This window comes from Methylotenera sp. (assembly GCF_029945535.1).
Lineage (GTDB): Bacteria > Pseudomonadota > Gammaproteobacteria > Burkholderiales > Methylophilaceae > Methylotenera.
Genome location: NZ_JAQSCU010000018.1, coordinates 343,756 through 367,127 on the forward strand (window position 1 = coordinate 343,756; position 23,372 = coordinate 367,127).

General features: G+C 42.9%; 19 protein-coding genes. 11 read left to right on the forward strand and 8 right to left on the reverse strand.

The window, feature by feature from the left end:
- The first annotated feature begins 1 nt into the window (after position 1).
- Positions 2 to 1,408, forward strand: a complete 1,407-nt coding sequence (locus tag PSU72_RS13365) for a sigma-54 dependent transcriptional regulator (RefSeq protein WP_300433114.1) — start codon at positions 2 to 4, stop codon at positions 1,406 to 1,408.
- Positions 1,409 to 1,462: 54 nt separating this feature from the next.
- Here the strand turns inward: PSU72_RS13365 and PSU72_RS13370 are convergent, their stop codons facing one another.
- The gene (locus PSU72_RS13370; RefSeq protein ID WP_300433115.1) at positions 1,463 to 2,464 is read right to left on the reverse strand and encodes a sodium:calcium antiporter; all 1,002 of its coding nucleotides are present in this window, start codon (positions 2,462 to 2,464) and stop codon (positions 1,463 to 1,465) included.
- A 106-nt stretch (positions 2,465 to 2,570) separates the two neighbouring features.
- Between PSU72_RS13370 and ampD the strand changes: the two genes are divergently transcribed.
- The 6 genes from ampD to PSU72_RS13400 all read left to right on the forward strand — a co-directional run bounded on the left by ampD (position 2,571) and on the right by PSU72_RS13400 (position 10,848).
- Positions 2,571 to 3,116 (forward strand): 1,6-anhydro-N-acetylmuramyl-L-alanine amidase AmpD, encoded by a 546-nt coding sequence (gene ampD, locus PSU72_RS13375; protein ID WP_300433116.1) that lies wholly within the window; start codon positions 2,571 to 2,573, stop codon positions 3,114 to 3,116.
- Between the two features lie 35 nt (positions 3,117 to 3,151).
- Positions 3,152 to 4,297, forward strand: coding sequence for an efflux RND transporter periplasmic adaptor subunit (locus PSU72_RS13380; protein ID WP_300433117.1), 1,146 nt, complete (start codon positions 3,152 to 3,154; stop codon positions 4,295 to 4,297).
- Positions 4,298 to 4,322: 25 nt separating this feature from the next.
- Positions 4,323 to 7,424: an efflux RND transporter permease subunit gene (locus tag PSU72_RS13385; protein ID WP_300433119.1), complete on the forward strand. Its 3,102-nt coding sequence runs from the start codon at positions 4,323 to 4,325 to the stop codon at positions 7,422 to 7,424.
- 256 nt (positions 7,425 to 7,680) lie between these two features.
- On the forward strand, positions 7,681 to 9,033 hold the full coding sequence (locus PSU72_RS13390; RefSeq protein WP_300433121.1) for a DUF898 family protein: 1,353 nt from the start codon (positions 7,681 to 7,683) through the stop codon (positions 9,031 to 9,033).
- Positions 9,034 to 9,041: 8 nt separating this feature from the next.
- Complete coding sequence (locus PSU72_RS13395; protein ID WP_300433123.1) at positions 9,042 to 10,091, forward strand: M48 family metallopeptidase; 1,050 nt, start codon at positions 9,042 to 9,044, stop codon at positions 10,089 to 10,091.
- A gap of 220 nt (positions 10,092 to 10,311) precedes the next feature.
- Positions 10,312 to 10,848, forward strand: a complete 537-nt coding sequence (locus tag PSU72_RS13400) for a phosphatase PAP2 family protein (protein WP_300433308.1) — start codon at positions 10,312 to 10,314, stop codon at positions 10,846 to 10,848.
- Positions 10,849 to 10,876: 28 nt separating this feature from the next.
- On the opposite strand, the gene PSU72_RS13405 is transcribed toward PSU72_RS13400, so the two are convergent.
- Positions 10,877 to 11,737: a zinc dependent phospholipase C family protein gene (locus PSU72_RS13405; protein WP_300433125.1), complete on the reverse strand. Its 861-nt coding sequence runs from the start codon at positions 11,735 to 11,737 to the stop codon at positions 10,877 to 10,879.
- A 163-nt stretch (positions 11,738 to 11,900) separates the two neighbouring features.
- Here PSU72_RS13405 and PSU72_RS13410 point away from each other — a divergent pair, with 163 nt between their 5' ends.
- Entirely contained in the window at positions 11,901 to 13,109 is a 1,209-nt protein-coding gene (locus PSU72_RS13410; protein WP_300433127.1) for a glycosyltransferase, read from the forward strand.
- A 24-nt stretch (positions 13,110 to 13,133) separates the two neighbouring features.
- Here PSU72_RS13410 and PSU72_RS13415 read toward each other — a convergent pair whose 3' ends face one another.
- From PSU72_RS13415 to purM, 5 genes are all read right to left on the reverse strand, one after another.
- Entirely contained in the window at positions 13,134 to 14,375 is a 1,242-nt protein-coding gene (locus PSU72_RS13415; protein ID WP_300433129.1) for a dicarboxylate/amino acid:cation symporter, read from the reverse strand.
- 5 nt (positions 14,376 to 14,380) lie between these two features.
- Positions 14,381 to 15,976 (reverse strand): RsmB/NOP family class I SAM-dependent RNA methyltransferase, encoded by a 1,596-nt coding sequence (locus PSU72_RS13420; RefSeq protein ID WP_300433131.1) that lies wholly within the window; start codon positions 15,974 to 15,976, stop codon positions 14,381 to 14,383.
- A gap of 51 nt (positions 15,977 to 16,027) precedes the next feature.
- Positions 16,028 to 17,125, reverse strand: coding sequence for a DUF3108 domain-containing protein (locus PSU72_RS13425; RefSeq protein WP_300433133.1), 1,098 nt, complete (start codon positions 17,123 to 17,125; stop codon positions 16,028 to 16,030).
- Positions 17,115 to 17,852 (reverse strand): DUF3108 domain-containing protein, encoded by a 738-nt coding sequence (locus tag PSU72_RS13430; RefSeq protein WP_300433135.1) that lies wholly within the window; start codon positions 17,850 to 17,852, stop codon positions 17,115 to 17,117. Before PSU72_RS13430 ends, PSU72_RS13425 begins: the two co-directional genes overlap by 11 nt.
- An 87-nt stretch (positions 17,853 to 17,939) precedes the next feature.
- Positions 17,940 to 18,989, reverse strand: coding sequence for a phosphoribosylformylglycinamidine cyclo-ligase (purM, locus tag PSU72_RS13435; RefSeq protein WP_300433137.1), 1,050 nt, complete (start codon positions 18,987 to 18,989; stop codon positions 17,940 to 17,942).
- Between the two features lie 95 nt (positions 18,990 to 19,084).
- Between purM and PSU72_RS13440 the strand changes: the two genes are divergently transcribed.
- The 3 genes from PSU72_RS13440 to PSU72_RS13450 are packed head-to-tail and all read left to right on the forward strand — an operon-like array spanning position 19,085 to position 22,151.
- Positions 19,085 to 20,179: an AI-2E family transporter gene (locus tag PSU72_RS13440; protein ID WP_300433139.1), complete on the forward strand. Its 1,095-nt coding sequence runs from the start codon at positions 19,085 to 19,087 to the stop codon at positions 20,177 to 20,179.
- Between the two features lie 37 nt (positions 20,180 to 20,216).
- Positions 20,217 to 20,822, forward strand: a complete 606-nt coding sequence (locus tag PSU72_RS13445; RefSeq protein WP_300433140.1) for a DnaA/Hda family protein — start codon at positions 20,217 to 20,219, stop codon at positions 20,820 to 20,822.
- Positions 20,823 to 20,828: 6 nt separating this feature from the next.
- Complete coding sequence (locus PSU72_RS13450; RefSeq protein ID WP_300433141.1) at positions 20,829 to 22,151, forward strand: hemolysin family protein; 1,323 nt, start codon at positions 20,829 to 20,831, stop codon at positions 22,149 to 22,151.
- A 6-nt stretch (positions 22,152 to 22,157) separates the two neighbouring features.
- On the opposite strand, the gene nhaA is transcribed toward PSU72_RS13450, so the two are convergent.
- Positions 22,158 to 23,330, reverse strand: coding sequence for a Na+/H+ antiporter NhaA (nhaA, locus tag PSU72_RS13455; RefSeq protein WP_300433142.1), 1,173 nt, complete (start codon positions 23,328 to 23,330; stop codon positions 22,158 to 22,160).
- Positions 23,331 to 23,372: the final 42 nt, after the last annotated feature.

Genomic DNA, 23,372 nt, shown 5'->3' on the forward strand with positions numbered 1-23,372 from the left:
CATGACTCAAAAACTGACCTGCTTAATCGTTGACGACGAAACTGATATTCGTGAATTACTCACAATGACGCTAGAGCGCATGGATATTGACACTTATAGCGCGAGTAATATTCAGGAAGCCAAGTCTTTACTCAATCAACGCCAATACGCACTGTGCTTAACTGATATGCAAATGCCGGGCGGGACCGGATTGGATTTAGTCAATTATATTAGTGAATTTCACCCAGGTTTACCAGTTGCAGTCATCACCGCGCATGCCAGTGCTGAAAATGCGGTATCTGCACTCAAAGCAGGTGCTTTTGATTATCTAAGCAAGCCTATTTCACTCAAGCAGTTACGCCCAGTGATCGAGTTCGCCCTTAAGCTGACATCGCAAGCCAGCGCAAGCAAAGGTGATGCACTTGAAATGATAGGTGATTCTGAGCCTATGGTGCATGTACGCACGATGATTGCTAAGCTTGCGCGTAGCCAAGCGCCAGTTTACATCAGTGGCGAATCTGGAAGTGGTAAAGAGCTTGCGGCCAAACTCATACACAAGAATAGCTCTAGGGGTGACGGTGCCTTTATTGCCGTGAACTGCGGGGCGATTCCAGAAAACTTGATGGAAAGCGAATTTTTCGGCTATAAAAAAGGTTCATTTACTGGCGCAAACCAAGATAAAGAAGGTATGTTTCAAGCGGCGAATGGCGGGACTTTATTTTTAGATGAAGTCGCTGACTTACCGCTGGCGATGCAGGTTAAACTCCTGCGTGCTATTCAAGAGAAAAAAGTTCGCATGGTAGGCGGCACCAATGAAGAGGCCGTGGATGTACGCATTATCAGCGCCACTCATAAAAACCTAGCTGAAATGATGGATGCAGGGCTGTTCAGGCAAGATTTGTATTACCGCCTAAACGTTATTCAACTTAAAATGCCTTCTTTGCGCGACCGTCCAACTGATATTCCCTTACTCGCAAATTTATTACTCGCAAAACTATGCACCTACCAAAAAATCAGCATGCCTGAATTAGATAGCGACGCGCAGGCCTATATCTCAAAAATGCAGTTTCCTGGCAATGTGCGCGAGTTAGAGAACATGCTGGAACGTGCTTTAGCCATGAGTGATGGCAAAATGATTACGATTGAAGATTTAAGTTATGGAAATAGCCACCCTACCGGTTCAGAGTTGAATTCACAGAAGAGCTCAACGCTTAATGGCGAAAAACCGCTAGAACTCAACCTATCTGACTATCTTGAAGATGTTGAGAAAAAAGCGATTGTTAAAGCCTTAGAGAAAACTAATAACAACAAAACAGCCGCGGCGAAGTTGCTCGGTGTTAGCTTTCGCACCTTACGTTACAGACTATCTAAGCTGGGCTTAGCTAAAGAAAGTGATTTAGACCCAAACTTTGAAAACGATGAAACCTAGTTAAACGTTAGTCTAACTAGGCATCATTCTAATAAGCAGTTTAGGCTAATACTTTTAACCTAACACTAGTACCAAATAAGTCACATACATCGCACCATTCACCAGCAAATGCCAAACTCGGATGCCGCCTTTAGCAACTAAATATCGCAACCAGATTGACGCAAGCAAAGTCATAGCAATGCCCAGCACAACCTCTTTGCGCGGCTCCCACGGCGTTAGCATAATACCAATCGCCGGTAACAAAGTACCTTGAAATACCATGGCGCCTGTAATATTACCGAATGCCAGAGTGTCTTTGCCTTTGCGTATCCATAAAATGCTGTTCACTTTTTCAGGTAATTCGGTAGCAATCGGAATAATGAGTAAAGATAGTAACAATGCTGAGATACCGATGATGTGAGCGGCCGCTTCAACACCGTGAATAAAGCCTTTAGCGCCAGCAATCAACAAACCCAGACCTAACAACAACTGAATAACAATCACTACCATATTATTTGGCAAGCCAGTTTTACATAAGAACATATCACCACCCGCTTCGGTAGCGTGACCGTCCTCTACCAAGGCTTTTGAAGCATTAATCGTCATCATCACGTAAATAACATAAATTAATACCATGCAAGCACCCAAGCCATAGCGCACCGTTGTTAATGTGTGAGGCACATACATGGCAACTGCTGCAAAGGTAAATGCGGCGATAAAAAAGTTAAGGTCACGTGTTAAACCAGTACGCTCTGGCCTTAAGTGTCCTTGCGTTCCGCGACGCTTCCAAACCGAAATCGCCATGAGCGAAATAGATAAAGTCGCTAGCATCAAAGGTGCGCCTAGAATTGAACCTACGCCAATTTCTTCGTTGGTTGCAACGTTTTGCGTACCGGCTAACAAAGCGAGTAAGGGCACCATGGTTTCGGGCAAGGCAGTACCAACCGCAGCAAAGATAGAACCCGTCACGCCTTCAGAAATACCAAGCTTTTCGCCCAAGTGTTCAAGCGCGTTGGTAAAGACTTCTGCCGCGATTAAAATCACGATCAGCATGACGAATAACTCTAAAAATACCATCTGGTTTTCCCTAACTATTGCAAAATTTGGAGTAAATATTTGTTTACGCCGTCATTTTATCGGAATACTGCAATTTACATCTAAATTTCGCATAAAATTAACCATTATGAAATCTTACGCTCTCAATGAAGCTGGCATGGCGACTAATGCGCAATATATCGCATCGCCTAACTTTGACATTAGACCTGAAACTGAAATCAGTTTAATTGTCATCCACAACATTAGCCTGCCGCCCAGCCAGTATGGTGGTAACGGCATTATTGAGCTATTTACTAATTGCCTTAACCCTGATGAACATCCTTATTATGCTGAAATTTATACACGCAAAGTATCATCGCACTTTCTCATTCGGCGTGATGGCGAACTGATACAGTTTGTGTCTTGCCTAGACCGTGCTTGGCATGCGGGGGTGTCAAATTGGAATGGTCGGGAACGTTGCAACGATTTCTCGGTCGGAATAGAGCTTGAGGGTTCGGACTTTGAAGCATTTGAGCCAGCGCAGTACCTTACACTCAAAAAATTGATAGCAAGCCTGATTAGCGCTTACCCGATTCAGGCTATAGTGGGACATTCTGATATTGCACCCATACGCAAAACAGATCCTGGACCCTATTTTGATTGGTCTCAAGTAGATAGAATACATAAAAATTAAAATCTAAAATTAAGAAACTATTAAATCCTAAAAATATGCAAAAAAATATCCGATTTTTCTTTATCGTATTACTTTCTACCTTAATAATTGCTTGTGGTGCTAAAGACGCCGCTTCAGACAAATCTGAAGCCGATAAAAAAAACGCAAAACCAACGCTCGTAACGGTCACTCAAGTGAAAAATCAAGCCGTTGAAACTAGTGAAGAAACTATTGGTACGCTTGAAGGATTAACGAATCCGACACTTTCTGCTGAAGTCGCTGCCCGCGTCGTTAAAATTCATGTGAATACTGGCGAAGCAGTCAAACAAGGGCAGCTTATTGCTACGTTAGATGCATCTGACTTCGGTATGCAACGTAACGAAGCGCAAGCTGAAGTAGCGCGTATTGAAGCGTTATTATCGAACCAAGTCAAAACCGTTGAGCGTAACCAAGCATTGGTGAATAAGAAATTTATCTCACAAAATGCAGTTGATAATGAAGTGGCGCAACAGAGTGTATTAAAAGAGCAATTAGTTGGTGCTAAAGCCCGTGTTGGCAGCATTAACCACAGCAGTAGCAAAACCAAAATATATGCGCCAGCCAGCGGTAATGTTGAAAAAAAATTGGTTGATGACGGTGAGTTTGTAAAAGTGGGTGACCCCATTATTATGATTGTGTCTAAGCAACATCTACGTGCACACCTGCCTTTTCCTGAGTACATCGCAGCAAAACTCAAACCCGGTTTAGAAGTACGCCTCACCTCACCAACTAGTGAAACTATCGTTAAAAGTACAATTCACGACTTAAAACCAATGATAGTTGAAGGCAGCCGTACCGTTGATGTGATTGCTGACATACTAGGCTCGCCAGATTGGCAACCTGGCGCCAGTGTGACGGGCACCGTTGTTCTTGGTGAACAGGCTGCCGCAATGATGGTGCCAGAGCAAAGCGTAGTGTTACGCCCTGCTGGAGAAGTTGTTTATGTAGTGCGTAATAACAAGGCCTATCAAGCTGTTGTGAAAACAGGCTCACATCAAAACGGTTTAGTTGAGCTGGTTAGTGGTGTGAATGAAAATGACACTATTGTTGTTGATGGCGCTGGGTTTTTAACTGACGATACTGCTATTAAAATTGCTGATGCCTCAGCAGGCGCAAATATCGATAAAGCAGGCAATCAACATAACAAAAAATCCGCACCGTAATTCTTAACGCCAAAGTAAACAGCACATGACATTGCCTGAACTATCCATTAAACGCCACGTTCTCGCTTGGATGGTCTCTGGCGTGATTATTCTGTTCGGCATCATCGCCTATCAGCGCATTGGTGTAGACCGCGTACCATCGATTGATTTTCCTGTCATCACGGTCAATACCACTTTACGTGGCGCTAATCCTGACGTGGTTGATACTAGCATTACCAGCGTCATTGAATCTGCCATTAACACTACGCCAGGTATTGAGCATATTCAGTCGGCCTCATCACCAGGGGTGTCCAGCATCAGCATTACCTTTGCACTAAGTAAAAACATTGATGTGGCTTACAACGAGGTGCAATCCAAAGTAAATCAAGTAGTGCGTCGTTTACCAACGGACACTGACCCACCTGTAGTACAAAAAGTTGATTCTAATGCTTCACCAGTCATTTGGCTGGCATTAAGTGGTGATCGCACCATACAACAGCTCAATCTATACGCCAGCAATGTGCTGAAAAAGAAATTTGAAACCATCAATGGCGTGGGAGAAGTTACGTTAGGTGGACGTAGAGATCGCGTTATTCGCGTTTATATTCAACCTGAGCGCATGGCTGCTTACAAACTCACCGCCAATGATCTAATCGAAGCATTTAATCGTGAGCACGTGCAGCTTCCCGGCGGGTTTTTAGTCAGTTCTCAAGCTGAACAACTGCTAAAACTTGATCTTGAATTTCATAAAATTACAGATCTAGCGAATATGGTCATTGTCGATAAAGCTGGCGCACCTATACGCCTAAAAGATGTTGCAACGCTGGAAGATGGCATTTCGGATAACCGCCAAATAGCTCGCTATAACGGCAAGCCAACAGTCGGTATCGGTATGGTAAAAATCGCCAACGCCAACACTGTCGACATTATTAAAGAAGTTGAACGTAGATTAGAGACAGATGTTCGTCCTAATTTACCAGCAGGCATGGTGCTGGAGATTTCTACTAACGATGGTATTTTCATCAACCAACTAGTTGCATCGCTCAAAGAACATTTGGTTGAAGGCACTTTGTTTGCTGCACTGATTGTATTAATTTTTATGCGATCTTTTAGTTCTACTGTAATGATCTGCTTGGAAATTCCAGTATCGCTTTTAGGTGCAATTGCGGTGATGTACTTTGCCGGCTACACTTTTAATAGTATGACCTTGCTCGCATTGCTCTTATTAATCGGCGTGGTGGTCGACGATGCCATCGTGGTGCGCGAAAGCATATTGCGCCACATGGAAGGCGAAGTTGGTGAAGGTATTAGTGCGGCAGATTTAAAAAATCCGCTAGCCGTAGCCGCATTCCGAACCAAAACCACTATTCTAGGCAGTAATGAAGTGGTATTTGCCGTACTTGCCTCTTCTGCCTCGCTCGTTTGTATCTTTGCACCCGTGATTTTTATGGACGGCATTATCGGCATGTTTTTTAAATCGTTTGCTGTGGTTGTGACATTCGGCGTACTGGTATCGCTGCTGGTTTCTCTCACGCTCACACCTATGCTGTGTTCGCGCTACTTAAGCGTCACCCATAATGAAAATGCGCTTTATAAAGCGGTTGGTCGCATATTAGGCCGTATGGATGAAGTATACAAAAAGCTTCTTTACTCATCACTCAACCATCGTGGATTAGTGTTATTAATCACGTTGATTTTTGTTGCTGTGAGCGGATTTTACTCACTTAAATATGTAGAGAAAGATTTTGTACCAGAGACCGACGAAGGCAGCTTTACCATCAATATTAAAACACCGCTTGGCTCAAGTCTGGACTACACCAATTCACGCTTAAAATTAGTAGAAGCAACCCTTGCTACGCATAAAAGTGAGATAGATAGTTACTTTGCCACGATAGGCGCGGGCTCACGTGGACAAGTTAACCAAGGCAACGTCAATGTACGTTTAAAGCCCAAAGAAGAGCGCGCTAAAAGCCAACAATCCCTGATTAAGGAATTGAAAAAGGAATTAGATCAAATTCCTGGTGTACGCGCCATTCCCTCCCCTAGCTCGATTACGCGCGGTCAACGCTCTGAAAAACTGCAATTCAATCTCACTGGGGTAAATTTGCAAGAAATCGGCCGCATTTCGCAATTATTACAGCGAGAGTTAGGTGCCAATAGCGACATTGGCAAGGTTGATGTCGATGTGCAGCTAGATTTACCGCAGCTCAATATGCAGATTGACCGCACCAGAGCATCCGCTCTTGGCATTAGCGCTAATGATATCGCTACAGCGGTTTCACTCTATGCAGGCGGCATCAATATAGCCAAATACAATGAGTTGAATGGCGACGGCCAGCGTTACGACATCCGCATAAAAGCCAATGACTCCGAACTTGAAAGCATCGCTGATTTAAACAAAATCTACCTACGCAGCAGCACCGGTGAATTAGTCAGAATCGACGCAGTTGCAAGCTTTAGTAAAGAGTTAGGCGCCGCTGTGATTGGTCGCTATGACTTGCAATATGCAGTCAATTTTTATGCAAATCCCGCGGTTCCTCTTGGCGAAGCTGTGGACATAGTTAAAGCCACCGCGGCCAAAATTGTGCCGCCTGATTACACGCTCAAACTTACAGGCCAAGCAGAAGAGTTTGGCAAAACCATGAAAAACATCAAGTTTGTATTCGCTCTCGGTTTCCTTTTGCTCTATATGGTACTCGCCAGCCAGTTCAACTCATTTATACAGCCACTATTCATTATGCTTGCGCAGCCACTCGCCATCATTGGCGGCTTGATTGCGCTACTCATGACAGGCAATACCTTAAACATCTACTCAATGATAGGCTTGGTATTGCTGATAGGTTTGGTCGCCAAAAACTCTATTTTGCTGGTAGACCTCACCAATCAATTAGTAGAAAAAGGCGCTAGCATTAACGATGCTCTTAAAGAGGCCTGCCCTATTCGCCTGCGCCCAGTAGTAATGACCTCGCTCACCATTATTCTAGCGCTGTTACCAGCAGCGCTAGGCTTAGGCGCAGGCTCTGAAACCAACAAGCCACTATCAGTCGCGATTATTGGTGGGATGATTTCGTCAACTTTGTTAACCTTAGTTGTCGTGCCAGCAGCTTATTCGTTAGTGATGGGTGGGCTTAAAAGATTGAACCGATAGCACTGCTTACAGACGAATAAGCGTGGTCTAGCAAGGTTAGAAGGCTAAGGACAAATAACGCTTTTCTAAAGCGTTGCATATCTCGTTTATCTTCAATTATATTCAATCTATCTTATCAAAAACTAACCGATTGGTACTGTTTTGGCTTGTATTGGACAAAGCACATACTGGTGCTAATATCTCACATCTGCTTAATTGCAGGTATGCTCTAGATATGCCTTACTTGAATAAAAACAAACAATATTAAGGGAAAAATATGTCAGAAAATCAAACACCCGTCATCTTTACGGGAAAAGCGGGGGAGTATTTTGGTATTTGGATTGTAAATTTACTGCTATCCATTGTCACATTAGGTATTTATTCAGCTTGGGCAAAAGTGCGTCGTAAAAAATATTTTTATAATAATACGCTGCTCGATGGCGTTGGTTTTGATTACCACGCAAACCCAATCAATATTCTAAAAGGCCGTATCATCGCCTTTGTTTTGTTTGTGATTTACAGTGCGCTTTCTGGTATTAACCCAGCATTCGGCCTTTTGATGGCGTTTATATTATTTCTTGCGCTGCCTTGGATTATTGTTCGTGGCATGATGTTTAACGCACGCAACTCTAGCTACCGTGGTTTACGCTTTGATTTTAATGGCAAATACGGCGAGGCTATAAAAGTTTTTATTGGCTACACATTGTTAATCATCGTCACATTAGGTTTGGCTATTCCATTTGTAGCACAACGCACCCAAAAATTTGTGATCTCTGGTCATAAATTTGGTGTGAGCAATTTCAAAATGGAAGCTTTAGTAAAAGACTTCTACAAAATCTATCTCGTTATTTTTATCATTCCATTACTAGGTATTGTCGCTGCGATTGCGATTCCTGCTTATCAACACTATAAAGTTAAAGCGGCTAGTCACGTCAGCTCATATCAAACGCAACACTTCTCTCAAGCCTCAACTAGTGTAAAGGCTGATATGGACACGGGTGGTTTTATTAAAGTAGCCGACGTGACCACTACTGAACCTGTTACAACTGAAAATTACGCTACTGAAGAAGCTGCAACAGCTGATGCAAACATTTCTGAAGCAGAATACCTCAAAAACTTAACACCTGAAGAGCTTGCTGAATATAACAAGTTGATTAAGGCCGCTGAAACTAATAACCCTGATGCAGGCATTACAACACCTAAAAAAGATCCACTAGCAGGTGCATTTGCTGGCCTGATTGGTAAATGGGGTGTGGCTGCAGCAATATTGGCTGGTTTAATTGGCATATTGCTGTATCTTGCTGTTATTTTTTCATTCGCAGCTTATATGAAATCACGTATTCATAATCTCGTTTTTAACAACACTACACTTGAGCATATTGGATTTTTTAGTAACCAACGTATGCGCGATTTACTCTTACTATACATCACCAATACTATTGTTTTGATCTGCACATTAGGACTTGCGACGCCTTGGGTACATATTCGTATGGCAAAATATACGGCGAATCATTTAGCACTCACAGGTGAAACAGATTGGGATAAATTTGTAGGTGAGAAAAAAGACGCATCCCGCGCATTAGGTGAAGAAATTGCCGATATGTTTGATGTTGATATTTCATTCGGTTAATCAATCACGTGCAATTTGAAGCAGAATATTACGATGGCATCAGCGCCCGCGCCAAGCGGGTGCTGGTTGACATTGTAGACAGTCACTTTACTTTCACAGTATCGGTCACCAATGCTGATGAAACTATCAGTCATCAGCCAATCAAAGTATTAATCGACGATTGTCACGTACAAGCTCGACTTGGAGGTGGCAAACGACTCATCGACTTACCTGACGATAGTCGCTTAGAAACAGATTTTAAAGACTTAGAACGTTGCTTACCTGCAAAACCAGCGAATAGATTTTGGCAAGGTGTGCATTACGCCGAAACTCATAAATTTGTAATTCTTATCGCCTTTGTTGGTATTGCGCTGGCAAGTGCGGCATTACTTAAATATGGCGTGCCTGTCGTTGCTAAATATGCAGCACTAGCCACTCCTGTCAGCATGGAAAAAGACTTAGGTAAACAAACCTTAAACTCACTAGACAGTAAAAGACTTGGCTATTTTGAAGCCTCAAAAATACCAGTGGCTAAACAAAAAGACATCACGACGGCACTCGCCGCCATGTGCACTAAAACCAACAATTGCCCTGCCTACCAATTAAATTTTAGAAAAAGCCCTATCATTGGCGCTAACGCATTCGCTCTGCCTGGCGGCTATATGGTCATTACTGATGAACTGATTGATTTAGCTAAAAATAACGATGAGATCATCGCTGTGTTAGCGCATGAGTTAGGTCATGTAAAAGGCCGACATGCCTTGCGCCAAACTTTACAGGGGACCATTTCAGGACTGATTATCATCGCCATCACAGGCGACGTAAGTAGCATAGCTTCTGGCTTACCAGCGTTAATGATGAATATGAGTTACTCTCGAGAGCTAGAAACTGAAGCAGACAATTACTCACTGCAATCGCTAAAAACTGCGTGTATTCCAACCAAATCATTTGCTACATTGTTATTAAGATTAGAAAAAAGCCATGGCGGCGGCGGTTCAATGCCGGAAATGATTTCATCGCACCCTGATACCAAAGCGCGTATTGTGCCATTCTTAAAAGAGCATAGTCATTGTAGCTAAGCCATGTCAGCTATGATTCATAATTTAGAATCTATTTAATCAAATTATTGTAGGTCGGACTTTAGTCCGAGATGTCGGGTTAAAACCCGACCTACAAATTATCGATTAAGGCTCATCGATATTCAACAAACCTTCACACGCCATTCATCAATCCTTCACATTTCAATGACATTCTAGCCTTGATACTAAAAGGAAAGAATAATATAAACAGGGGGTTATGATGTCATTCAAGATGAGTTTTTATATTAGCCGTATGCATCAACTAGATAGTTTTTTATGTATTGCGGTAAACCACACTAGCCAATACAGATTGATACGTAATTTCTTTAGAGCAGCCAGCAGACTTGGTGATGGCATATTCTGGTATGGCCTAATGGCTGGCATTTTGATACTGCATGGCGCTGAAGGTTTAACACCAGTGATACACATGGCACTAGCAGGCTTAAGCGGGACCTTGCTATACAAATGGTTAAAAGGCAAAACTTTAAGACCACGCCCATACGAAGTGCATCAAGATATTTGGTTAACGGGCACGCCGCTTGATAAATTCAGCTTTCCTTCTGGTCATACTTTGCATGCGGTTGTTTTTAGCTTAGTGGCCATTGGCTACTACCCGCAACTCGCCATCATTGTTGTGCCGTTTGCAGTGATGGTGGGCTTATCTCGTGTGGTATTAGGTTTGCATTACCCTAGCGACGTGATTGCTGGTGCTCTTATTGGCGCCACGATTGCTAGATTGTCATTCTTGCTAGCCTAGTAACCTAATAGTCTAATGACCTAACCTTCTAATGAAAAGCATCCTCAACTAAAGTCTTTTGATAATATTGAATCGGCGTTGAGTGCACAATATACAAGTGCTTTAAACATTGCTCACGCCATACATCTAACTGATCCACACTAAGATTTTTCAGTTCCGGCTCTAAAAGTGGATTTTTGCCATTGAGCACCTCACCAATATCCGCCACTGCTACTTGTGTTTTAGCCACATAGTAGACAAAGTGTTTAAACACACGCTTATCAATCACTTGTACGGCTTTATAAATCAGCGTTGGCAACTTAACGGCACGTAATACACCATCCCAGAATGCTAAGCGTTTTAAAGCCTTCGTTGTGACATGCATTGGACATTCAAATTGAATAGAAATAAACGCAGCAATCACGGTTTGATGTTTATTCAATAGCTGTCTTGCTGAGATATCCATCAGTGGAGCCAAATGTCCATCCATCGCCCATTCCGAGGCAATATGCGTGAACACCTCATTTTTATGCCACATCGCCTCGTGTGCAGGTACAAAATGATTATGTGCAATCACATCAATATATAAGTGGCTGATATAGCCGATGGCAATGGCAGTTTCCTCTTCTGTGCGTGCAGACTGCATCAGTTGATGACCATGCTTCCACAGGTGAGTTTGGCGATAGTGAGGACTCACAATCGCCAAATCAGGCAAGCAAGCACCTGCCATCACTAGCTCAGGGAAGTTTTTGATTGCACGTTGCAAACGTGGATCCAGCAAGGGCATCGCCCAGAGCAGCGATTGTGCGAAATATAGATGTGTCACCAACCCCCAAGCATTCGCGTCCACTGAATACAGACAGCATGGCAACCACCAACAATAATGTTTAATGAATTTGGGTATATGCATAGCGTGTAATTTGCCATGCTGTGATTAAGTATTGGTTACAGATATATGACTATTTAGTGAAAATTTTAAAGGCATTTTTCATCAAACCGTCATATTGGGTCGCTATCGTTCATTTTAACAATCTACTAATTAACTACTTGATTTAATTAAGCGAACTCTACTTATGAAAATACTATTTATCTCAGATGTCTATTTTCCGCGAATTAATGGCGTATCAACTTCTATCAGAACGTTTGTTTTGCAAATGCAAAACTTAGGTCACGAAGTACATTTAATCGCACCGGATTATGATGTGGTGACAGAAGATGAAGCGTGGATTAAGCGCATTCCAGCACGTAGCATCTACTTTGACCCTGAAGATAAACTCATGAAATACGGCGAGGCGGTAAAGTTACTACCAGTGCTTGAGCAAGAAAAGTACGACATCATTCACGTGCACACACCATTTGTGGCGCATTACTTAGGGCTTAAGCTTGCAGCACAGCTGAATATTCCATGTATAGAAACTTATCACACCTTCTTTGAGGATTATTTGCATCATTACCTGCCTTGGATGCCTAAGTCGATTGCACGTGGTATCGCAAGAATGATTTCCAAACGCCAATGCAATGCGGTAGATGCGATTGTCGCACCATCAAACCCCATGCTGGATGTATTGCGTAGATACGGCGTTAACGTGCTATCTGAGGTAATTCCAACTGGCTTGCAAGATAGTAGCTTTGCAGCCGCAGATGGCCAAGCATTTCGATTGAAATATGGCATCCCACTAGATAGACCTATGTTGTTATATGTAGGCCGTGTTGCATTTGAAAAGAATATTGATTTCTTATTAGAGATGACCAAAATACTCGCGGAGAAACGGCCTGATGTTTTATTGGTAGTGACTGGTGAAGGCCCTGCGGAGGCGAGTTTACATAAACTTGCCAAGACCTTAGAGATAGAAAAGAATGTTCAATTTATCGGCTACTTAGACCGTAACAAAGAACTGAATGCCTGCTATGAATCAGCTGATATTTTTGTATTCGCGTCTAAAAGTGAAACTCAAGGTTTGGTTCTGTTAGAGGCCATGGCGCAAGCTACGCCAGTAGTAGCGATTGCCGAACTAGGTACAGCCTCTATTTTAATTGAAGGAAAAGGCGCGCTGATTGCGCCTGACGACACAGCTCAATTTGCAGAAAGAGTGCATCAATTACTGCTGAATCCTGAGCATAGATTTGAACTGGGTAATCGGGCAAAAAATTATGCCTTGGATAAATGGACTGCAACACTGCAAGCACAACGGATGATTAAATTTTATGAGGAAATTATCCTAAGTCCATCATCACCACATCAACCTTACCTTAAAACACAGTTAGACCCCGTAAAAGGCTAATACGCGCTTATTAAAAGTACGGTCTTAAGTTGATTCTTGCATCACTAGCTTTTGTACAACTAGACTACCCACCATATCACCTTCAACATTCACGGTGGTGCGTAAAGTATCAAGTAGCCTATCAATAGGCAGCAGAATCGCAATGGCTTCTGCAGGTAAGCCAACCGATTGCAACACCATCACCATGGTGACCATGCCAGCACTTGGAATGCCTGGCGCACCCATGGCAGCAATCATGGCGGTAAAGAACACAATAAGTTGCTGCGCCATACTTAGCTCTATACCAGCCAAATTAGCGATGAATATTGCCGCTGCGGCCTCGTACAATGCGGTGCCATCCATGTTGATAGTTGCGCCAAGCGGAACTACAAACCCTGCAATTTCAGGTTTAACGTGCAAGTGCTGAGTAGTACAGCGCAAAGTAACAGGTAGCGTGGCTGAACTTGAACTGGTAGCAAAAGCGGTGATTAGAGATTCACGCGCTCCGCGCCAAAACCATAGTGGTGACCTGCCTGTAAATAGGTACAAAATCAACGGTAAAAGGATGACGCCGTGGACTAAAAGAGAGCCGACAATGACTGCTACAAACTTTGCTAAAGTACTCAGCATTGCCGCATCTTGCACGGCAATTAACTTTATCAAAAGCGCCATGATACCCAGTGGCGCTAAACGCATCACCCAGCTCACGATATGCATGGTCACTTCTAAGCCTTCTTGCAGTAGGGCAAGTATGTTTTTGAAACGCTCACCACCCATGACCAGCGTGATGCCTAAAACAAGGGCGAATGTGACTACCGCTAGTACATTGCCTTGTGACAAGGCCGTAAAAGGATTTAGAAATAAGCCATGAAGAAACTGGGCAAAGAATTCTGGTAAAGGTAGTTGCTTAGCTTCAAAATTCTGCATGGCATCTTGAAACATCGCCAAATGTAAGCCACCGCCTGGCTTAAAGTAATTGCTAGCAGCTAGCGCCAATACCATTGCGATAGCCATACTACTGATAAAAAATAGTAAGGTGGTTACCCATACATGGTGTATTTGCTGATGTTGCCGTAAGTTAGCAATGCCAACGGTAATAGAGCAAAACACCAGTGGGATTAAAATCATTTTGAGCAAATCAATAAACAGCGTGCCGACTAGCCCTGACGTGTAAAGACCAGTCTGCACTATATGATTTTCAGCCCCTAGGGAATGAAAATACAAACCTAGCCCAACACCAAACATTGCACCTAATAATATCTGGACGTTAAGGCTAGGGAGTTTCATGATGCTTACTCTTTAACAGCCTTAGTTTTAACGGCTTTAGGCTTGGCTACTTTTTCTTTCACTACTTTTTCTTTAACCGCTTTTTCCTTAACTACTTTAGGTTTTGCTACTTTTTCTTTAACCTCGGCCTCTTCTTCCATAGCATCTTCCACGACAGTGCCTCCCACTAAAGTCTCTTCAACCGTAGCTTCTTTCACGGCTTTAGGTTTGGCAACTTTAGCTTTTGCTGCGGACTTTTTAGCTTTTGGTTCAGTCGTAACCGTTTCTACTACAGCTTCTGCTTCAGCAACTACAGGAGCTACTACTTTCGCAGACTCAGTGCTGCCATCGGTTTTTTCAAATACGGCCGCAAAAAAGCCATCGGTATTATGTAAGTGTGGCAATAATTTTAAATAATCGCCCGTATCTAAATTAATTTGTTGCTGTTTTAAAATTTCAGCTGCGTTGAGCAATTTAAAATCTGGATGTGCTGCCAAAAAGTTTTCTGCTATTTGCTCATTCTCATCACGCAACAAGCTGCACGTTGAGTAAATTAGACGTCCACCAGCTTTAGTCAGTTTAGAAGCACGCGCTAAAATATTCGCTTGCTTCACTGTCAGTTCAGCCAAATCTTGTGGTGTTTGACGCCATTTAAGATCCGGATTGCGGCGCAAAGTGCCTAAGCCTGTGCAAGGTGCATCCACCAATACACGGTCAAATTTACCATTTAAGCGTTTAAGTTTAGGGTCGGTTTCACTGCTGATGCTTTGTGCATTCAGATTGCTTAAACCAGAGCGTTTTAGTCGTTGGCCTAAGCTGTGCAAACGTTTTTCTGACACATCAAATGCATACAAACGGCCAGTATTGCGCATTAAAGCACCCATGGCTAAAGTTTTACCGCCCGCACCTGCGCAAAAGTCTGCCACCATCATGCCACGTTTGGGCGCGACTAAATGCGCTAAAATTTGGCTACCTTCATCTTGTACTTCAATCTGGCCTTCAGTAAACATGACATGACGACTGATATTCAAGCGTAATGGCATGCGTAAACCAATCGGCGAATATGGTGTTTTAGTGACATTGCTTTCGCCCGAAGTATTTTCCGCAATAAATTTAGCCATCACATCATCGCGTGTGCCTTTAATGGTGTTCACGCGTAAATCTAGAGTGGCAGCATCATGCATGCTACGTGCGATAGTAAGCGCTTCCTTTTCGCCATATTGTGCAACTAGCTTTTCCCACAACCAATCGCGCACATCGGCTTGAACAGCCAGCGGTAAGTTTTCTGTAGATTTTGCTTTAATGGTATGCGCCCACTCGATTTGCTGCTCAGTGAGCATCGATTCGATTTTCTGTATGCTCATGCCCTGTATGCGTAGCATCCAAGCTAACACCAACTTACGCGCATCATCAGGATCATTATCATCATTAGCGGTCACCGCACTTAAAAAACGTAAACGGCGCAAAACGCCATAAACACTTTCTGCCACAAAAGCACGTTCTTTGGTGCCAAGGTCACGGTTGTTTCGAAAGAATTCGCTTAGCTTGGCATCTGCAGGGCTGTTGAATTCAAGCAAGTTAGATAACATTACAGCGGCTTGCCGTATTAGGTTGGGCGTCATTTGGTTCTCTTTAATATATATGCTGGCTGTGAATTAAGCCATAAGTCTTACTTACGGTAGCGGCAAAGGCTCTAGTCTGGCGTCTAAACTAGTAATTACCAGCTCATACATTTTACCATCGCCGCTAGTTTCCCGTATTTTAACAGGTACATGCTGATAATCTAAGGCTAACCACAATTCTGTTTTCTTTTCGCCTTCTGACGCCATTCTAGAGATATGAACAGTTTTAATATCACCAAGTTTGGTAGTAAGCGTTTCCTCACCTTCAAAAGTGTAATCATAAACACCCAGTTTCTTACCATTGGTAATGTTCAACTGCATATTTTGCAAAGGTGGCACAAACATAAACTGATACATAAAGCTCAATAAATCTTGCGTGCCATCTTGCAAATTAAAAGTTTGATCGCCTTTTTGGCTATGCAAAGTTAGTTTTTTAGATCTCCAATTAAAATCAGCACTAAAGGTTTTATCTTTTTTATTACCGAATTGATATAAATAATGCGCTGGTTGCAAACCAAGCTCATCGAAATATCCATCACTCGTTTGTAGCAAGTCTGGAATGACTAAAGAAATCAGTCCCTTGGCTTGGATCAAGCTTTTTATCTGGTACTGCTCACCATTCGGCATCCGTTGATAAATCACTCTAGCACTTCCTGCTACGGCTCTATTGTCAACATCGCCTTTATCCGTATAGACGGCAAATTCAGATTCAATATATTGATAGGGTTTAGGCTTGGTCATTAAACCAGCCTCTTCTTGATGTTCAACGATGGGTTGCACATCTTCAGGCGGCTCCATTGGCGTTGCGGTATCAGCTGGCGTAAGCTCCGTTGGTAGTGGATTAGCGGGAGCTACTGGTTCAACTGGCTTTTCTTCTTCTATTTTCGCTGGTTTATTAGCCTCAGCGTGCTTCGCAACTGGTTTCTTTCCTACAGGTGGATTTTGAAGTGGGCTAGGCAAAGCTTTAGGCAACACTAATCGAGCTTCTATTAAATCGCGCTGTTCATTTAAGTTTGGCAGATTAAAGCTGAATTTTCCGATTAGAAATAAATGCAGAAAAAACGACAAACCTAATGCAAGCGCTAACCTTCTGTAGCTAGCATCTTGGCATAACGACTTTAATTTAATCCAAGGTTTACTAATCCACATGTAACTCAGTGAGCGTTTGTTCTAACTTAGCACCGTCGTTATCTACCATTAAAAAACGAGCCAATATGTAATTTTGTTCTGTCGCCAACCAAAGCTCTTTAGTTTCTGATTGACCTTTATCTAAGTTGGCTGGCACTAAATGCACCGTTTTATATTGGCTGCCTGCAACATTTAGCTGCTCAAGTTCTGGTTTAACTTTATATTGATACTGATTAAGTTTCTTACCCGTAGTGAGCGTAACCGTCATATCATTTTTGAAAGGTCTAGGTAGAAACATAAACTGATAGGCAAAACTTGCCAAATCTTGCGTACCAGCAGTGAGCGGAACAGCTTGAGGCTCGCCCTTACCTAACATGTGCAAAGTATTACTCGACCAATCAAAATCTGAAAACAAGGCTTTATTTGGATTGCTACCTTGATGCAACTCAAAGTGAGTCGGCACTAGGCCTTTACGAGTGACTTTTCCAGTACTAGTAAGTTTGCGCACGCCTAGCAAAGCATAAACACCTATGCCTTTTGTCGTGCTTTCCACTTTGTAAGCATTGCCTGTCACCACATACTGCTCGCGGACGTTAGCAAACGGGGTGCCATCCTTGGTTACAACATAATTGGCTTGAATACGTTTAGGTAAACTCACCTGCTGTGCAGCGAAAGCAGATGAAGTGGTAAAAGTAAACGCTAAGCTTAACACTCTAATGGTTCTAAAAATTCCAATTTGATTTAGCACGAAAACTCCTCAATATGACTTTGCAAAAAAGTCTCACCAGCACTTAACGCATCAAGTTAGCTTTTAGATACAGGCCGCTAAAAATATTTAGACTACAACTGTTGGCGCTTCGTCCGCTTGTTGCGCGCGGATATGACCAATTTCAAATACAGTTTCACCTGCGTCTTGTAATAACTTTTGCGCAGCCGCAGCCTGCTCTCTAGCCACAATGACTGCCATACCAATGCCGCAATTGAAAGTTTTATACATTTCTAAATCGGCAACATTGCCTTGCGCTTGCAACCATGTGAATAAAGGAGGCATTGTCCAGCTACCTTTTTTAATTTCGGCCGTTAAGCCTGCTGGCAATACACGTGGAATATTTTCAGTGATGCCGCCGCCCGTGATATGCGCCATACCTTTGATTGGCATTGCTGCAATTAACGCTAACAACGGTTTCACATAAATACGTGTTGGTGCCATCACAACATCTTTGAATTTTCTACCATGAAAATCTGACTCGAAATCAATGCCTGATTTATCAATCAACTTACGAATCAATGAGTAGCCATTTGAATGTGCGCCACTTGAAGCCAAACCTAGTACGACATCACCAGCAGCGATAGTTGTACCGTTGATAATATTTTCTTTATCCACACAACCCACTGCAAAACCTGCTAAATCGTACTCGCCTGCTGGATACATACCTGGCATTTCAGCCGTTTCGCCGCCCACCAAAGCGCAGCCAGATTGCTCACAACCCTCGGCAATGCCTTTAATCACTTGAGCTGCAGTACCTACTTCTAGCTTACCGCAGGCAAAATAGTCTAAGAAAAATAGCGGTTCAGCACCTTGTACTAGAATATCGTTCACGCTCATCGCCACTAAATCGATACCTACTGTATCGTGCTTATTCAACTCAAAAGCTAGCTTAAGTTTTGTACCCACGCCATCTGTACCTGAAACCAGCACAGGATTCTTAAACTTCTTAGGCATTTCGAACAATGACCCAAAACCGCCGATGCCGGCCAATACCTCTGGACGCATAGTGCGTTTTGCAAACGGCTTAATCTGCTCAACTAGCGCGTCGCCAGCTTCCATATCCACGCCCGCATCGCGGTAGCTAATTGATGGTGTATTTGAAGAATTAGTGGTCAAAACGGCTCTCGCTTAGTAATAATATTTAATAAAAATAAAGGTTTTTGAATGCTTTTAAGTGAGTATTCAATATATTAAGTATAATTTTAACCTATATGACGACTGAACCCAAAAAAACAGCAGCAAAAAATCTATTTATCGATAATCGCTGGTTAATTATTACTGCGATTTTTGCATTTATTATTTATTTATTGCTTCCAATACTCACGCCATTCTTAGTCGCAGCGATTCTAGCTTATATGTGCGATCCGCTTGTTGATAGGCTTTGCTTGGTTGGTGTAGGTAAATTTATGATAGGCCGCACGCTGGCTACCGTGCTGGTGATGGCAGGCATTTTCGGCATTATCACTTTACTGCTGCTTATTCTCATTCCGCTATTGCAAAAAGAATCTCTATTGATTGCTGAACGCTTACCCAGCACCATCAACAATATCCGCGCTACGGTTGAACCCTGGTTACAAAGCAAATTTGGTATTAGTTTTGCAATTGATGGCGCACAGATTCAAGACATCATCACCAAAAACTGGAAAACTGCGGGCGGGCTACTCGGTGATGTATTGATTATGGCAGGCAATAACGGCATGGCGCTAGTCGGCATTATTGCAAATATATTACTTTTACCTGTGGTGCTGTTTTATTTACTACGTGATTGGGATGTCTTTGTAGCGCGCATAGGTCAACTGATTCCACGTGAATGGCATGATAAAACGGCCACCGTAGCTAGCGAAATTGACCAAGTATTAGCTGAGTTCTTACGTGGACAACTTTCAGTCATGCTCGCCATGAGTGCGTTTTATGCCATAGGTCTATGGTTTGCAGGATTAGATATGGCCTTGCCGATTGGCTTAGTGGCTGGCCTATTAGGCTTTGTGCCTTATTTAGGGTTTGCCCTAGGCGTTGTATTAGCCTTGGTTGTTGCAGCACTTCAATTCACTAGTTTCGGCCAACTGATTCCCGTGTTGATTGTATTTAGCTTAGGTCAACTAGTGGAAAGCATGGTGCTGACGCCCACATTAGTCGGTGACCGCATTGGGTTACACCCTGTCGTTGTGATTTTTGCTTTACTCGCGGGCGGCCAATTATTTGGCTTTGCCGGCGTGTTACTTGCCTTACCAGTGAGCGCGGCGATTGCCGTGGGTTTGCGTCATACCAAAGACAATTACCTCAATAGCGACACTTATCTCAATTAATTACCACCTACTTCATCAGCGCGCCTAAATTTTGCACATGAAACAACTCTTACTAGATATAAAACCTGCGGCTCCGCCCACGCTACTGAACTTTATCGCTGGGCGTAATGAAGAGGCACTTGCTAGTTTAAACGCAGTCGCTAGCAATTCTGCTCAGTCAAAATTTATATACCTATGGGGCGAAACAGCTAGCGGTAAAAGCCATTTGCTATCAGCCTGCGAGTCAATAGGCATGAGGGTGGTAGACAATGCACACTTGCTAAACAATGATGCACAAATTGATTTATTCAACACTTACAATCAGCTTAAAGAAAGTGGCGGCGCACTTATTACCGCTGGATTACATGCACCGACTCAAATGGGCTTGCGTGACGATTTAGCTACCCGCTTGGCGTGGGGTTTGGTCTATCAGCTACATCCACTCAACGATGCTGAAAAAGCTTTGGCGCTGCAAAATCATGCGGCGGAGCGTGGTATACGCTTACCCACCGAAGTCGTGGATTACTGCTTACGTTACCTTAGGCGTGATTTATCGACCTTAATGGCTACTTTAGATGCGCTAGATGAATGGTCTCTCACGACTAAAAAGCCCGTCACTGTGCCACTGCTGCGACAATTACTACAACTGAATTTAGAAGCCTAAGGCGACATGAGCACTCATTTTTTATTAATTTTTATCGCATTTCTATTAGTATTACTTAATGGTTTTTTTGTAGCAGCCGAATTTAGTTTAGTTAAACTTCGCAGCACCCGCGTGCGCACGATTGCAAAAACATTAGGCTGGCGCGGCAGAATGTTAGCTAAAGTTCATGCCAATTTAGATACCTATTTATCTGCCTGCCAACTTGGCATTACCTTATCTTCACTCGGACTTGGCTGGATAGGCGAACCTGCTTTTGCAGCACTAATCGAACCTTTGCTCTCACATATTGGCGTTTCTAGTCAAAAACTCATTCACAGTATCGCCTTCATTTTTGCTTTCTTCACCATTTCATATTTACACATCGTGCTTGGCGAGCTGGTGCCAAAATCATTGGCCATTCGTATGTCCGAAAGAGTTGGCATTTGGACTGCACCCGCTTTATATGCATTTTATTGGCTGATGTTTCCTGCCATTTGGCTGCTCAACCAAAGCTCAAATATTGTGATTAGGGCATTGAAACTTAAAACTAAAGCGGGTCACGACTCTCATTACTCTTCAGAAGAGTTAAAGTTGATTTTGCGCAGTTCACGTGCCAGTGATGAATTTAGCGATGACGAATGGAAAGTACTCGCGCAAGCCATTGACTTCAGAGAGTTAGAAGTCTCGGATTTGATGCATCCGTTTAGTGAAGTGGTTGCACTATTCGAAGAAGATTCATTTGATACAAATATGGATCGCATCTTGCAACACCGTTACAGCCGCTACCCTGTTGTGAATGTTGATGGCATTGTGACTGGTATCATTCACATTAAAGACATTTTTGTCGCTTTACGCAAAGACGCCGATTTTACCGATATTAAAAGCCTCGCACGGCCAGTTGAACAGGTACCACCAACCACGCATGCTATGACGTTATTCAGAAAGCTACAAAAAGGTGCGCCACATTTCACTGTCGTCGGCTATGAAGATGCAGCACCGATTGGCTACATTACATTAGATAATTTACTTTCAGCTTTAGTTGGTGATATTCGTGATGAATTCAGGCAATCACAGAGTGAATGGGCTAAATTAGACGATGGCTCGCTGCTAGGCAAAGGCTCATTACCACTGAATACCTTAGAGCGCACATTGGGAATTGATATTGAATCAGAGGACGCCGATACCATCGCAGGGCTTGTACTGTGGGCGCTTGGCGACATTCCTAAAGAAGGTCAGCGTGTAGAGTTCACGGCTTTTGATGTAGTAGTGAAGAAAATGATAGGACCGCGCATTTTACTGGTGAGAGTTTACCCAAAAAATCAAGTAAGTGAACCACCTTCGCAGCACTAAAAACACTTAATCGCTAGCTGCTGTCTTTGTAAATAGCTTAAACCAAATAAAACCGAACACTCCAGCCGAGAGTGAGGCTAATAAAATCGCCATCTTGGCGGCATTAATGGTTTCAACACTAGCAGGAAAGGCAAGATTGGTGATGAAAATGGACATGGTAAACCCTATCCCACCGAGTATGCCAGCACCAACGATATGTAACCACTTTAAGTCTTCTGGCAAGCGGCAGATGCCAGTGATAACGGCAACGAAACAAAGCAAACCTACGCCCAATGGCTTACCCAGTATCAAGCCAAGCATAATACCTAGGCTGTTAGCACTCATTAAGTCGTTCATCCAACCAGCTTGTATGGTAATGCCCGTGTTTGCCAAGGCAAATATCGGCAAAATAATGAACGCAACTGGTTTATGTAAAAAATGTTCTAGCTTGTGTGAAGGCGATTTTTGATCGTCGTCTTTCACAGAAAATGGAATGGCGAATGCCAACATAATGCCGGCCACCGTGGCGTGAATGCCTGATTTAAGCATAAAAAACCACATGATAACGCCACCTAAAATGTAAGGCAGTAAGGACATCACTCGAAATAATCGATTGAGTAAAATCAATACCGCCCAAACCAATAAAGCTGCCAACAAATAGCTCACAGAAAATTTAGCCGTATAGAAAACCGCAATGAGCACGATTGCGCCTAAATCATCTATGACAGCAAAAGCCACGACAAAGACTTTCAACGAGGCTGGAATTCTATTACCAAGTATGGCTAAAACGCCAAGTGCAAACGCAATATCAGTCGCCATAGGTATACCGATACCGTTTTGTGTAGGCATTGATTGGTTAAATGAATAGTGAAGCAAGGCTGGAACTAGCATGCCACCAATGGCTGCAAAAATTGGCAGTAACGCATTTTTGAAGTTGGATAACTCGCCGACGTAAATCTCGCGTTCAAGCTCTAAACCAATCAGCAGAAAGAATATGGCCATCAAGCCGTCGTTAATCCAATGTTCTAGACTTAAACCCGCCACATGGATTTGCCAAAGACTTAAATACTCATGCCCAATGGCTGAATTAGCCAATAAAATCGAAACGAGCGTAAAGACAATCAGCAAAATACCACTGGATTTTTCTGAATCAAAAAACCGATTGAAGGTGTTTGATAGTGTGATTGAAGCTTTATTCATCAGGAACTCTTTAAAAAGGCAGTCTTTAAAATTTTAATGTTT